General features: G+C 49.7%; 10 protein-coding genes and 1 tRNA gene. 7 read left to right on the top strand and 4 right to left on the bottom strand.

The genetic code is table 11. From position 1 onward, the window contains the following. Positions 1–32: 32 nt before the first annotated feature. The 3 genes from idnT to idnD all read right to left on the bottom strand — a co-directional run bounded on the left by idnT (position 33) and on the right by idnD (position 3,359). Positions 33–1,352, bottom strand: a complete 1,320-nt coding sequence (gene idnT / locus HV311_RS22185; RefSeq protein WP_016155581.1) for a gnt-II system L-idonate transporter — start codon at positions 1,350–1,352, stop codon at positions 33–35. Between the two features lie 187 nt (positions 1,353–1,539). Further along, entirely contained in the window at positions 1,540–2,304 is a 765-nt protein-coding gene (gene idnO / locus HV311_RS22180; RefSeq protein WP_016151510.1) for a gluconate 5-dehydrogenase, read from the bottom strand. 11 nt (positions 2,305–2,315) lie between these two features. Continuing rightward, positions 2,316–3,359, bottom strand: coding sequence for an L-idonate 5-dehydrogenase (idnD, locus tag HV311_RS22175; RefSeq protein WP_016155582.1), 1,044 nt, complete (start codon positions 3,357–3,359; stop codon positions 2,316–2,318). Between the two features lie 217 nt (positions 3,360–3,576). Between idnD and idnK the strand changes: the two genes are divergently transcribed. Further along, on the top strand, positions 3,577–4,098 hold the full coding sequence (gene idnK, locus HV311_RS22170) for a gluconokinase (RefSeq protein WP_191220479.1): 522 nt from the start codon (positions 3,577–3,579) through the stop codon (positions 4,096–4,098). A 30-nt stretch (positions 4,099–4,128) separates the two neighbouring features. Here the strand turns inward: idnK and ahr are convergent, their stop codons facing one another. Then, positions 4,129–5,148 (bottom strand): NADPH-dependent aldehyde reductase Ahr, encoded by a 1,020-nt coding sequence (gene ahr / locus HV311_RS22165; protein ID WP_191220478.1) that lies wholly within the window; start codon positions 5,146–5,148, stop codon positions 4,129–4,131. Positions 5,149–5,368: 220 nt separating this feature from the next. On the opposite strand from ahr, the gene HV311_RS22160 reads away from it, so the two are divergent. The 6 genes from HV311_RS22160 (at position 5,369) to dpdE (ending at position 14,117) form a co-directional block, all read left to right on the top strand. Beyond that, positions 5,369–5,453: transfer RNA gene (locus HV311_RS22160), tRNA-Leu, on the top strand. Between the two features lie 199 nt (positions 5,454–5,652). Next, positions 5,653–6,900, top strand: coding sequence for a tyrosine-type recombinase/integrase (locus HV311_RS22155; RefSeq protein ID WP_032175785.1), 1,248 nt, complete (start codon positions 5,653–5,655; stop codon positions 6,898–6,900). Between the two features lie 541 nt (positions 6,901–7,441). Beyond that, positions 7,442–8,293, top strand: a complete 852-nt coding sequence (locus HV311_RS22150) for a hypothetical protein (RefSeq protein WP_050487632.1) — start codon at positions 7,442–7,444, stop codon at positions 8,291–8,293. A 73-nt stretch (positions 8,294–8,366) separates the two neighbouring features. After that, on the top strand, positions 8,367–9,617 hold the full coding sequence (gene dpdA / locus HV311_RS22145) for a tRNA-guanine transglycosylase DpdA (RefSeq protein WP_191220477.1): 1,251 nt from the start codon (positions 8,367–8,369) through the stop codon (positions 9,615–9,617). Next, positions 9,614–10,741 (top strand): DGQHR domain-containing protein DpdB, encoded by a 1,128-nt coding sequence (dbpB, locus tag HV311_RS22140; protein ID WP_032175787.1) that lies wholly within the window; start codon positions 9,614–9,616, stop codon positions 10,739–10,741. Before dpdA ends, dbpB begins: the two co-directional genes overlap by 4 nt. Before the next feature lie 313 nt (positions 10,742–11,054). Next, on the top strand, positions 11,055–14,117 hold the full coding sequence (dpdE, locus tag HV311_RS22135; RefSeq protein ID WP_259345941.1) for a protein DpdE: 3,063 nt from the start codon (positions 11,055–11,057) through the stop codon (positions 14,115–14,117). Positions 14,118–14,119 lie beyond the last annotated feature (2 nt).

Genomic DNA, 14,119 nt, shown 5'->3' with positions numbered 1-14,119 from the left:
GCGCGGATCTGTGCTCCCCGGTGATGACCGTCTTAATGCAGAATGGCGTTCAGCGCCAGAACCCCCAGCAGCCCCATAATGGAAATCAGCGTCTCCATTACCGTCCAGGTACGCAACGTTTCCCCGACGCTGAGATTAAAATAGCCTTTAAACAGCCAGAATCCCGGATCGTTAACGTGGGAGGCAATCACGCTGCCCGCGCCGGTAGCCAGCACCATCAGCGCCGGGTCGGCATGAGTGACGTTGATAATCGGCAGCACCACGCCTGCGGTGGTGATCGCCGCCACGGTGGCTGAACCGAGCGCGATACGCAGCAAGGCGGCGACCGTCCAGCACATCAGCAACGGAGAAAGCGACGTGCCGGTCATCAGGTGCGAGATATATTGCCCGACGCCGCTGTCGACCAGAACCTGCTTAAACGCGCCGCCCCCGGCGATGATAAACACAATCATCGCAATCGCACCGATAGAGTCGCCAATGATATCCATAATTTGCTCGATCGTACGTCCGTTACGTCGACCAAGGGTAAAAATGGCGAGCACGATAGCGATAAACAACGCGACCGCAGGGTTACCGATAAATTCAAAGAACACCCGTACGCTGTTGGTTTTCGGCAGCGTGATTTCGCACACTGCGGCGACCGCCATCAGTATGACCGGGATTACTGCGGCAAAGATACTGTTCCAGAACGACGGCATCTCTTCTTCGGTGAACAGATGCGGGTTGAATAACCCTTCCGGCGGCGCTTTCTCAAAGCGGGTCAGCAGCTTAGAAAACAGCGGCCCGGCAACAATCACCGTCGGGATAGTAATAATAAAGCCGTACAGCAGGGTGGTGCCGAGATTAGCCTCGAAAATGGTGGCAATCGCGGTCGGCCCCGGATGCGGCGGCAGAAAACAGTGGGTCACGGACAGCGCAGCTACCATCGGGACGCCAACATATAGCAGCGGCAGGCCGGAAGAGGCCACCACCGTAAACACCAGCGGCAGCAGCAGAACAAAGCCGACTTCGAAAAACATCGCCAGACCCACCACCAGACCGGTGATCACCAGCGCCCACTGCACGCGTTTCTTACCAAACGTGCCAATCAGCGTGGTGGCGATGCGCTGAGCCGCGCCGGTATCGGAAATCAGCTTACCGAGCATTGCACCGAAGCCAAGGATCATCGCCAGACCGCCTAGCGTCCCGCCGATCCCATTTTGTATTGAGTGCAAAACGGCCTGGGCATCCATCCCTTCGGCAAAACCGACGACCGCCGCCACCAGGACCAGAGCAATAAAGCCGTTAACTTTAAAACCAATCATCAGGACCAGGAGCAGCGCGACGCCTGCCGCAATTATTATTAATGGCATAATCGTTTCTCTTATATCCCCGTCATACTTCAAGTTGCAGGTGTGTTGGCTACGCTCACTCACCCGAATCACTTACTCAAGTAAGCTCATCGGGTTCATTCACTTGCCGCCGTCCCGCAACTCGAATTATTTAGGGGTGGCCAAAAATGCAGCGCCTGGGCGCTGCGTGATGTTGCGTTGTGTTGCATCAGACGGCGACCAGCATGCCGCCATCGACAAACAACAGGTGCCCGTTAACAAAATCGGATGCTTTGGAAGAGAGGAAGACCGCTGCGCCAATCAGCTCCTGCGGATCGCCCCAGCGCGCGGCTGGCGTACGTTTGCACAGCCAGGCGGTGAAGGCTTCATCCTCGACCAGCGCTTTGGTCATCTCGGTTTTGAAGTAGCCCGGTGCGATACCGTTGACCTGGATATTGTGGCGCGCCAGCTCAACGCACATACCGCGGGTGAGCATTTTCACCGCGCCTTTCGAGGCGGCATACGGCGTGATGGTGTCGCGGCCCAGTTCGCTCTGCATGGAGCAGATGTTGATGACCTTCCCGGCCTGACGTTCCACCATCCGACGCGTTACTGCCTGCGAGACCAGGAACACCGCCGTCTGGTTAACGGCAATCACATCGTTCCAGTCCTGCTCCGGGAACTCGGTAAACGGATGGCGGCGCTGAATACCGGCGTTATTCACCAGCACATCGATTGGGCCAATGTCTTTTTCGATATGGTCGATGGCGGCATCAATGTCCTGTTTCTGCGTAACATTGAAGGGCGCGGCAACGGCGCGGATCCCTTCCTGTTGCAGTTTAGCGACGGCAGCCTCCGCGCGCTCCGGCGTAATATCATTGACGATAATCTGCGCGCCATATTTACCCAGCCCGGTCGCCAGTAAATAACCAATACCCTGGGCCGAACCGGTGATCAGAATATTTTTGCCATCCAGTGAAAAAAGATCGTTCATTATGTTCTTCCTTATTTTGTTTCAGCAAAAACGAGCTGGACTTTCGCTGCCTGGGTTTTATCCCCGGCAAAGATCAGCGCCTGTTCAAGCTCGGTAAATGGATATTCAGCGCTGAGTAACGGCAGTGGATCGATAACGTTATTCGCCAGCCACGACACCGCGGTGTTGAACTCGGTGGTAAAGCGGAACGAGCCTTTGAGCGCGATCTCTTTGCCGATCAGCATCATCATCGGGAAGTCCGGCACCGCACCGCCCATGCCGACCTGCACCATCACGCCTTTCGCGCGGGTGACCTCCAGGCAGGTGGTGATTGAGGACGGATGACCAGAGACTTCGAAGCTGACGTCGAAGTAGCCTTTTTCTTTTTTCCACTCATCGAGCGAGTCCTGCTGCGGGTTAATCAGCGTGTCAGCACCCATCTGCTGGGCCAGCGACAGCGAGCGCGGGCTGATATCAGCACAGACAATTTCTGCTGCGCCGAGCGTTTTCACTGCGCTGACGATCAGGCAGCCGATAGGCCCCACGCCGGAGATAAACACGCGTTTGCCCTGCAGGTCTCCTGCTTCATGCGCGGCGTGGATTGCGACTGCCAGCGGTTCGGCAAAGGCCATGACTTTTTCATCGGCGTGCTGGGGGTAGGGGATGCACTGCGCGGTATCGACGGTTTTAAATCGGGTAAAGCCGCCGTCAACGTGGGGAAAATACATGGCGCTGCCAAAAAAGCGCATTTCCGTGCACTGGTTTTCTTCGTGCTGCAGACAGTATTTACAGTGGCCACAGGGCTTCGACGGATTAATAGCCACCGACTGACCTTCATGTAATTCTTTTGAGTCGCTGTGCACTACTTTACCAATAACTTCATGGCCTAAAATCATCGGTGCTTTAACGGTAAAATTACCGACTTTTCCTTCCTGATAATAATGTAAGTCGGAACCACAAATTCCACCGCGGGTAATTTGCACCAGCGTTCCTTTATTATTCCATTCAATATTTTGGTCGGTAATGGCAACAGTTTTCTTACCCGCGACAACGCAGGATTGTGTTTTGACTTGCATAAATGCCTCACTGGTCAGGTAGTAACCTCGGCAGCATTTAAACGGTTTTGATTGTTATTATTTGTGATAAAGATCACGCTGGAAAATTGTTACACTACAATGTTACGCATAACGTGATGCGCCTTATAAATCTGCTCAGCCACGCCGAAAAAAGGTGAATTCTGCAATGTGGAAGGCGTAGTATCGCGCCATGGAATATGAATCTGGAGTTTTTTCAATGGCCGGGGAATGTTATATTTTGATGGGCGTTTCGGGTAGCGGTAAATCTTTAATTGGCAGCAAAATTGCTGCAGTATTATCGGCTAAATTCATTGATGGTGACGATCTCCATCCGGCCAAAAATATTGATAAAATGTCTGAAGGTATTCCATTAACCGATGAAGACCGACTACCGTGGTTAGCGCGATTAAATGACGCTTCATACAGTTTATATAAAAAGAATGAGACCGGGTTTATTGTCTGCTCGTCATTAAAAAAACAGTATCGCGATATATTGCGGCAGGGCAGTCCGAATGTGCATTTTTTGTGGCTGGACGGCGATTACGAGACCATTCTGGCGCGCATGCAGCGTCGGGCAGGCCACTTTATGCCGGTGGGATTACTCAAAAGCCAGTTCGATGCGCTGGAGTGCCCGCAGGAGGACGAACGTGATATTGCCCGCATCGACGTGAACCATGACATCGAGCATGTGACGGAACAGTGCCGCCAGGCGGTGCTCGCGTTTCGTAACAGGCAATAAGCTCAGCCCCTTGCGGGACTGAGCCTTGCATCAGAAGTCGGCTTTCAGCACCACGCGGTAGCGGGCTTTGCCGTCACGCACGTGCTGGATAGCTTCGTTAATTCGCGACATCGGGTACAGTTCGGTGGTGGGCGACACCTTGCTGCGCCCGGCAAACTTCATCAGCTTGCGCAGTTCGAACGGCGTACCGGTTGCCGAACCGGAGATGCTGCGATCGCCGGCAATTAAGGTGAACGCTGGCACCGGCAGCGGCTTCAGCACCGCGCCGACGGTATGGAAGTTACCGCCGTAGGCCAGTGCTTCAAAATAAGGCTGCCAGTCGAGATCGACGTTAACCGTGTTAATAATGAGATCGAACTGGCCCGCCAGCGCTTTTAGCGCATCCGGATCGCGGCTGTTAACCACCTTATCCGCCCCCATCGCCAGCACTTCCTGCTCTTTCGCCGGATTGGAGCTGAACGCGGTCACTTCGCACCCCATCGTGTGTAACAGCTTAATGGCGATATGCCCCAGGCCGCCGATGCCGATCACCCCAACGCGGCTGGTGGCGGTGATATGGTGCATCAGCAGCGGTTTGAACACCGTGATACCACCGCACAGCAAGGGACCCGCCGCCGCCAGATCGATGCTTTCCGGCAGCGGGATCACCCACTGCCAGTCGGCACGCAGCTTCTCGGCAAAGCCACCGCGATTGAGAATAGTGGGAACGGAACCTTCGAGACAGTTAATCTGATTGCCGCTGATACAGGCGTCGCAGTGCCCGCAGCTGCGCGCCGTCCAGCCAATGCCGACGCGCTGACCAACCTTCAGACCTTTATCTTGCGCCGCGCTGCCGAGCGCCGCTACGCGACCAATCACCTCATGCCCGGCCACCAGCGGATACTGAGAGAACCCCCATTCGTTGTCGATCATCGACAAATCGGAATGGCAGATACCGCAGTAATCGACCAGGACTTCGACATCTTCCGGCTTAAGCTCGCCCGCATCATATTCATAGAGTTCGAGTTCGCTGCCCGCCGCTTTTGCGGCGTAGCTTTTTATCATCGACATCGTGTTTCCCTCAGTGTGGTGTTGAACTGGAAGTGTAGAGCATGGGGAAACGGGACGCTTCGCAGAAGGGGGGATTAATAAGGGGGCAAACTGTGACGATGGTTGCAGGTGAGAAAGGGAATGCTGAAATTTTCAACACTTAGCGAGTCAGGTACACGCTGGTGCTTGCATGGTGGCGCATGACAGGTATAATCCACAACGTTTTCCGCATCCCTTCCGTGCCGGAGTGGCGAAATCGGTAGACGCAGTTGATTCAAAATCAACCGTAGAAATACGTGCCGGTTCGAGTCCGGCCTTCGGCACCATCGGAACATCAATAGACGTCAACGGACGTCTTTTTTTGTGCCTGAAATCCGCGCCACACAAGGCTTTCCGCGATTTTCCTTTCAACAGAAGTCAATCTGAGTCAACCCACATCAAGTCGCTTGTGAGTATAGAACCGAGTATATATGCTGGTTCGATAATGGTTGTATACTCACAGCGGCACATGGAAGGAGAACTTTTATGGCTCTGACAGATATCAAAGTGCGTTCTGCAAAACCGCAGGAAAAGGAGTACACCCTTGTCGATGGGGATGGCATGTTTTTGCTGGTTCATCCTAACGGCTCAAAATACTGGCGGTTCCGCTTTCGCTTTGGTGGTAAGCAGCACTTGATCGCATTTGGTGTTTATCCTGAAACATCATTAGCCGATGCGAGGCAGAAGAGGGAAGAGGCAAGGAGGCTTGTTGCTGCTGGAATCGATCCTCGCGAGCATAAACGTGCTGTGAAAGAAGAACAGGCGAAAGAGGCTATTACCTTTGAGTCTGTTGCCCGAGAGTGGCATGCAACTAACAAGAAATGGTCTGAGGAACACAGCCGACGGGTGCTGAAGAGCCTAGAAGATAATCTGTTTCCAACTATTGGCAAGCGTAGCATTGAAGAGCTGAAGACTCGCGATCTGCTTGCACCTATTAAAGTTGTCGAAGCAACAGGCCGCCTTGAAGTTGCTTCTCGCCTTCAGCAGCGAACCACAGCCATCATGCGGTACGCCGTGCAAAGTGGGTTGATTGATTACAATCCGGCCCAGGAAATGGCTGGGGCTGTAGCTTCAAGTAATCGTGTCCATCGTCCAGCGCTTGAGCTGAAACGCTTATCAGAACTACTCCGCAGAATTGATGGTTACACAGGTCGCCCTATGACTCGTTTGGCCGTCGAACTTACGTTATTGATCTTTATTCGTTCCAGCGAATTGCGCTTTGCTCGGTGGTCTGAGATCGATTTTGAAACATCAATGTGGACGATTCCAGCTGAGCGAGAAACTATTGAAGGGGTAAAACACTCCCAGCGTGGCTCAAAAATGCGTACGCCTCATCTGGTGCCGCTATCTCAACAAGCGTTAGCAATCCTTAAACACGTTCACAAACTTAGTGGCGATCGCGATTTTGTTTTCATTGGCGATCACGACCATCGCAAACCTATGAGTGAAAACACGGTGAACAAGGCCCTGCGCGTTATGGGTTATGACACGAAGGTAGAGGTTTGCGGACATGGTTTCAGGACAATGGCTTGTAGTTCATTGATCGAATCTGGATTGTGGTCAAGGGACGCAGTGGAACGGCAAATGAGCCATATGGAACGTAACTCAGTACGTGCTGCTTACATTCATAAGGCTGAGCATCTTGATGAGCGGCGACTGATGCTGCAGTGGTGGGCTGATTTTTTGGATGCGAATCGGGCAAGGGAAGTTAGCCCTTATGATTTTGGTAAATAGTATAATTCCTGGCGCTTGCTATGCGTGAATTTGAAAAGCCGGCTTGAACTATAATCAATACTTTTTTATAACTGTATTATTCAGGCGACTCTGAGGTGCACTATGAAAACTTTCGATGCCCAACTTGCGATGAGCATTGTATCGCACTCAACTGGAGGTTTTAGTTATGACACTCTTGCTAGAGCGTTGATTTCTAAAGATAAAAATGAAAGCCCTGACGTCCTTCTTGAGTCATGTCGAAGCTTTTGTTTATCGCTTGAGGAAAAAGGCATTTTGAGACGATGCCACAGATGTTCTCATTCTCAAGATGAGTATTTCGAGTATATTCCCCACTAACATCTGTCCCTGAAAAAATTTTCAGGGACAGATAACTCCGTTCTTGTCATCCCCCTTTTTCTACTGTAGCTTGTGTAACACGATTCGGGGGGGGGCGATTGTGAGCAACATCAACTTAATAACTACATGTACAAATGGAAAACACTTCGGTTGCGGAGATATATTGAGCCTGAGTCAATTTTCATCAGGCCGAATTTCTTCAAGTGTGCTCGTAAATTCTTGGTGTAATGCTCTGAATGAAGCTATATCTACATCTGCAACAGTATGTGTAGAGGATCTTTATAAAGGTGGGCACTGGGCGACGGCTAAAGTGATTTTAAATGATTATCCTATTGATTTATGGGTGCTTTCTGCTGGCTTGGGCCTCCTTCACCACAAAGACAATGTAGTACCGTATAAAGCGACCTTTGCTGTTGGATATGATGAATCAATACCATTATATTCTCAAGAATATGTAGGGAAAAGTTTTCATAGAACATGGTGGAAAGAAATAACCAATAGGTCTATTTTTAAATCTAAGCATCCTACATCTATTGTAGAGTTAATGAAAAAAAGAAAAAAAGACTATTATATTATCTGTGGTTCTCCAGATTATATTAATGCAATTGAACTGGATATTATTAATGGTCTTGAGTATCTGGTTGATGCAAAAAAACAACTGCTTATTATCACTTCCAAAAAAATCAATGGCAGGTTGACTGCATATCTTTTCAAAACCAACCAAAATATGGCTCAGTGGTTAAGATGCAATATGCTCATGCTTAATATCAGTGTGGCAAAATACATTGTGAAGGAATTTACGTCAAAACAACTTAATGATTTAAATGAGTTATCTCAAAAGTTAGTAGAAGAACTCAAGGAGTTACCTGAGCGTGAAGTAAAAAAAGGAATTCGCCGCAGCCCAGCGGAAGTTAAGTCTTTCATTTTAAAGCTTATGCAACAAAAACCTGGTATCAGTGCAACACATGCGTTGCGAGAGTTTCGCGACGCGGGAAATTCATTTGAGGAAAAACGTTTCCGGGCTGAGTTTAAGGCCCTGATGGAAGCTAAACCTTAATTCTACTTGCCTGGGTTTCATGGTAGAATCCCCCGTTTTTTGAGGCTTTGCAGTGGCATCACAGGAGAGTAAGTTGTCGAAGCTAAAGTATTTTTTCCCTGATAGTCAGGATTTTATCGATCCCAGTTTCGACTTCTTCCGCGAAACGCGTAACGAACATCGCGTGCGTCAACGTGACGATCATTATCCGCATGAGGTTTTTCCTCATCCTTACGATGGTATGCTGGTTTCTAAAGCTGTAGTAGATGGTCTTGGCGGTGGTGAGAGCAAATATACTCGTGCCCAGCGTTTGCGTTACTTCCGTAATGGAATGAAGCACTTTTTCCGCCTGCCGGAAAATATGGAAACTATGGGTGATTGCGGAGCCTTCACCTATGTTAACCAGGACGTCCCGCCATACCGTGTGGAAGAGGTAATTGAGTTTTACGAAACTTCCCGCTTTAACTATGGCGTTTCTCTCGATCACATCATCTTTGGCTATGAGAAGCCAGGTGAAGTATTCAGTGGTGACGTGTTGGCTGAATGCCGCCGACGCCAGGATATCACGCTGACCTTGGCTCAAGAGTTTTTGAACAAGTCCCAAAGATCTTGTTTCACCGCCTTTGGCGTTGCACATGGATGGAGCAAAACCTCCTACCGTCAGTCTGTAGAGGCTCTGCTGGCCATGGGATATAAAAATATCACCATGGGGGGGATGGTGCCGTTGAAAACGGCGCAGATCCTTGAGACTCTCGAAGAGATTAAACCGTTGCTGAAAAGTGATACGCGTGTCCACTTGCTTGGCATTGCCCGTCCAGAGAGTTTCGCCGACTTTATCAAGTTTGGTGTGACCAGCATTGACTCAACTACACCTCTGCAGCAGGCTTTCAAAGATCGGAAAAATAACTACCATATGCTTGATGGCCCGGCCTATACCGCTGTGCGTGTCCCTCAGTTTGATGCGAATCCAAGTTTGAGTCGCAAAATAAAATCTGGCGTGATTGATCAGGATATTGCACGGCATCTGGAAAAGGATGCCATGAATGCCCTGTTCGAATACGATAAAGGGGCTTTGTCCCTTGAGAAGACTCTTGATGCAGTCCTGGCTTATGAACGCCTGCATTCGGGTGAAAAAGAGGCCGACAAAATCCGTGCGGATTATGAACGCACGCTGGGAGAACGCCCCTGGAAACAATGCCAGTGCAATATTTGCCAGGCCATCGGTATCAACGTCATCATTTTCCGCGGAGCAGAACGTAACCGTCGCCGCGGTTTCCATAATATTCAGGTGTTGTACAACCGTTTACAGCACACATTGTCATTACGCTCAGAGGAACTGTCATGAGTGAATATCGTGTTCCCGCCCTGAGAATCCGACAGGGTGAGGAGAGGCAACTCTATAGCCTTGCGATAGAAGGTAAACAGATCAGCAAAATTGCAGCGATTTCGCGTATTCGTCGCGGCGAAGAGAGTTTGGTTGGTTATCAGCGTCCAGAAGTACGTAACCATATTCGCGAAATTCAGCGCTACATTGAGAGCGCAAATCCGATGATACCAAACCCGGTGATTATCGCTTTTGATAAGCGTGTGCGTTTTGAACCGCTTACAGATAATGGCGACATGGGGCATCTGGTGATACCTTTCTCCGAAGATAAGGATTTTGAGAAGCCAGGGTTTATTGTGGATGGTCAACAACGTACCGCTGCTTTGCGGGATGCGGAAATCGACTCGTTTATGATGCCGGTCTCCGCTTTTATCGCTAATGACGCAGAAGAACAGCGTGAACAGTTTATGCTGGTTAACTCCACAAAACCGTTGCCCAAAACGTTGTTATACGAACTGGCACCGCATACCCACGGCCGTCTGCCATCCGATCTGCAAATGCGTAAGTTTCCTTCACTGCTGACTCAACGACTGAACTTCGGCGAAGGTCCACTTGCGGGGCGCATCAAAACGGCGACCAATCCTGATGGGGTTATTGCTGACAACTCGATGATCAAAATGATTGATGCCAGTCTTCGTGAGGGAGCATTGTATCGCTTCCGTGATCCGGCGACAGGGTTGGGGGATGAAGGGAAGATGGTGAAGCTGCTGAACAACTTCTGGTCAGCTGTGGAAACCGTGTTTACTGATGACTGGGATAAAAAGCCTCGCTATTCCCGCTTGTTACATGGCGTTGGTATTCTTGCGCTTGGAAGCTTGATGGATGAAATCGATCATGTACATCAGGACTATAAAGGTGAACCTGGTTGGACTGAGATCCCTTCCTATACTCGTTTTGTCGAAGAGTTAAACCGAATTAAGCCACTTTGCGCATGGAGTAGCGGGGTATGGAACTTTGGAACAGACATTGATGGCCAGCCCGTTATTCGTAAATGGAATGAACTGCAAAATCTTTCAAAAGATATATCTTTGGTCACTGATTACTTAGTAACCAGCTATATGAAAACCGTAAATGCAGATATTTAATCCATAAGTTAAATAAAAAGCCTTCTATTGTTAATAGGGGGCTTTTTAATTGTTAATGCAATAATCTCATGTTGGGATTATTTCTGCATAGTATTCATTTTTCATCTCAAAACATGAGCTGCAATCCATAAGTATGATTGATTTCATTGTCTTTTTTGTTATGTGAACTATATCACACCTTCTCAGTCCTCTTGCTGGCGGCAATCGTCTGTTTGAATTGATCAAACTTATCTTTCACGTGTATTATTTTTTCATTACGGAATGCTATTTTTCCGATCGTAACAACGATTCCCTTCATGGCTGAAAAAATACAATGACTACACAACCTGGTACATTATCAGAAGGTGACTTGGTTACTTCTCCGTTATTTAGTGGGATTGCTAAAATTCTGCGTTTATACTCAGCTGAAAAGGCTGAAATCGCATGGTTTGTTTCACCTCTGGAATCAGAGGTTAATCGCCAGATGGCAGAGATTTGTACGCTGGCGCCAGCAAAACTTTATGACGAAAGTACCGTCTACTTTCGATCGGCGGAAAGTGGGTTATGGTGCCGCGGACGCTATGGCGGACCAAGGCCTGGTAATAAGCATCTGATAATTATCCGTTCTGGCCAGAATGTCGTTGTGGATCTGGCAGACATATTTTATCCCAACTATGGGCAGGGCTTAGCAATGAACCCAGCCCATTTTCTTGCTGCCCGTTCAAACGATGCTCCGTTTTTTTACCCTCTGCGCGAGCGATTTGTCAGCGCGTGGATTAAGCAGCGTGCAGCATGCCGATCTATGTCTTCGTTGATCAGCAGTCGCGTTGAGGTCGAGCCTCATCAGATTGCTGTTGTTCGTCGAATTCTCCAGGACCAAAACCCCAAATACCTGTTGGCAGACGAAGTAGGACTGGGCAAAACCATCGAAGCGGGGCTGGTCATCCGCGAGCATATTCTGGAATGTAATCGCGACGCCAGGGTTTTGGTAGTCGTGCCGCAAGCGTTAAAAGGCCAGTGGAGTGAGGAGTTGATCGGACGCTTTGCATTAGGTGAAGTGATGATGGGAGGAGGGCGGACGCGGCAAATCCGGCTTTGCAACCATGATGAGATTACCGACTCCTTGATGCAAACATGGGGGCCGACGTTGATTGTGGTGGACGAAGCCCACCAACTCGCACGTCACGCTTGGGCTGAAGACGTTGCTAAACGCGCTCAATATACCGCGTTGACAACACTTTGCCATCAAACGGGCATTGTATTGTTACTCTCAGGGACGCCGATGCATGGCAACGAACTGAACTTTCTTGCGATGTTGCATTGCCTCAATGAAGAAGCCTGGCCACTGGACCCGGCAGGTTGTGAGCATTTTATCCAACGCGTGGCAGAGCGTGAGAGCCTTGGCGGGATCTATACCGCGCTCCAGCCTGAAAACGACAACGGGATTATCGAAAGCTGTCTTGAGGAGTTGTCCGCAAAGTTTCCTGATGATGAGGAACTTCAGGGTTTAATTGATGAGGTGCGGCCGCTTGTTGATTTTATCGCCGATGAAGAAGGCGAAGAGCGTAGCGAGAAAATTTTGGCGCTTCGCAATTGGTTAGGTGAGCATTACCGTCTGTTTCATCGACTGTTACGTAACCGCCGCGAAGATCCTTCTCTTGCCTGGCTTTTCCCTGGGTTAGCGGGGCTGAATATCGCGCACTGGGCCGTCAAGCCTGAAGATGTCACCTTAGACGAACTTCTTGAAGACTGGCGTTCTAGTGCCAAAAATTCTCCTGAGAAGCATCGCCATATCACCACGGAGAATCTGAGCGATTGGGTGGATGCGCTGTTCACCAGTCCCCTGACATTTTCACGTCGGGCACGCTTAGCGCTGGAACAGGGACCCGCCAGCATAGATGAACAAAATTACCTTGAACAAGCGCTGGCAATTGCGAAGCAAGAGCAACGCCAAAAAGACGAGCAATTGATGATCGCCCTTAACGCATGGTTTGCGAATCACAAAGAAGGGAAAGCGGTCATATTCTGTAGTGAAGAAGCGGAATCCGCTCATCTTTTCACAAAGCTGGATCTACAGTCCACTTGGAAAATCGTCCGCCACGCGCCGGATAAGTACGCGCTTAACAACCACTGGCAGGTGCTGATATGCGACAGGCGTGGGGAAGATGGCCTTAATCTTCATGGGAAAAATCGTCTGGCCGTTCATTACAGCCTGAGTCGCGATTTCAACCGTTTTGAGCAACGTCTTGGGCGCTTCAACCGCTACTCAGGCAACTTAAGGGGCATCAAGCCGGTAGAAAGCCTCGTCATCCTGCCTGGAAGAGATGGCCTGTCATCGGAGTGGACCAGGCTTTTAGATCAGGGCATTAACCTGTTCAGACAAAGCGTAGCCAGCCTGCAGTTTGTGTTGGATGAGCAAATAGAGGCTATGTGGCGGCGTTATTTTGAGGGCGGTCTTGCCGTCATCAGTACTACCATCGATGCCCTGGGGGGAGAAAAAGGGTTCGTAGCCGTTGAGCGTAAAAAAGTGTTTGAGCAGGAGAACCTGCTTTCTATGGAGCGAGAGGTCATTGCTTCACAGGCATTTTCTGAGGCATTGCTGGAGTCTGAAGATGATGCGGAACAGCGTGCGCTTGACATGCTGCAATGGATCACCAAAGCGCTCCAGTTTAATCAACAAATTGAGGAAGATAAAACCGGGTTCAGGTTACGCTTTGAACGAGATGAATATAAGGGGCGCACGCTCGTTGATGTGCAAACTTTCATCGACAACTGTTTGCTTGGACTGGATTTTTCAGAGGGCTATCCTCCTTCTACAGCAATCATGACCCTCTCGCGTACCCAGGCTAGTTTGCACAAAAATACTTATCCTCTCCGCTACGGGCAACCTTTCGTGGATACCGTCTGGCAACTTATGCAGAGTGATCCTCGCGGTACGACGATGGCGATCCTACGCATGATGAAAACGATTAAACTCCCGTCGCCACAGTTTTATTTCCATTTTCAATGGTTAAGCAGCGCTAGCCTGGATGGCGATAATAAGCTGGTAGCTCAACGTCAGGGAGATGAGCGTTTTGCCCCGCGGCTGGAAACCTTCTGGCTCGATGCTAATGGTCGCGAAGTTGATGAAAAGATTATCGCTGTTTTGGAAAAACCGTACGATAAAAAAGGGACTGTGCTCTACGAAGATATGAACCTGCGAACCGATGTATGGCCACAGATGACGCGTTGGTTTGATCCCGAAGCCTGGAAAAATACGGTGCTGGAGTTAACAGAAAAAGCGAAGCAGCGTCAGCAAATTCGCTACCCTTCGAGTGACGTATTGCCTATTGGGCACCAGTTGATGGCGGTGAAGGCGATAATTTTGTGCAGCAAAGAGACTTTCCAGATGGAGTAAAG

The sequence above is a fragment of the Citrobacter sp. RHBSTW-00881 genome, assembly GCF_013728515.1.
GTDB lineage: Bacteria > Pseudomonadota > Gammaproteobacteria > Enterobacterales > Enterobacteriaceae > Citrobacter > Citrobacter braakii.
Note: the sequence above shows the minus strand (reverse complement) of the source record. Positions and strands in the feature narration are given on the sequence as shown.

Bases quoted from the DNA above. Each gene is read 5' to 3' on its own strand.
- idnO (WP_016151510.1), bottom strand. From the start codon at position 2,304: ATGAACGATCTTTTTTCACTGGATGGCAAAAATATTCTGATCACCGGT.
- dpdE (WP_259345941.1), top strand. From the start codon at position 11,055: ATGACTACACAACCTGGTACATTATCAGAAGGTGACTTGGTTACTTCT.
- HV311_RS22155 (WP_032175785.1), top strand. From the start codon at position 5,653: ATGGCTCTGACAGATATCAAAGTGCGTTCTGCAAAACCGCAGGAAAAG.
- ahr (WP_191220478.1), bottom strand. From the start codon at position 5,148: ATGTCGATGATAAAAAGCTACGCCGCAAAAGCGGCGGGCAGCGAACTC.
- idnK (WP_191220479.1), top strand. From the start codon at position 3,577: ATGGCCGGGGAATGTTATATTTTGATGGGCGTTTCGGGTAGCGGTAAA.
- dbpB (WP_032175787.1), top strand. From the start codon at position 9,614: ATGAGTGAATATCGTGTTCCCGCCCTGAGAATCCGACAGGGTGAGGAG.
- idnT (WP_016155581.1), bottom strand. From the start codon at position 1,352: ATGCCATTAATAATAATTGCGGCAGGCGTCGCGCTGCTCCTGGTCCTG.
- idnD (WP_016155582.1), bottom strand. From the start codon at position 3,359: ATGCAAGTCAAAACACAATCCTGCGTTGTCGCGGGTAAGAAAACTGTT.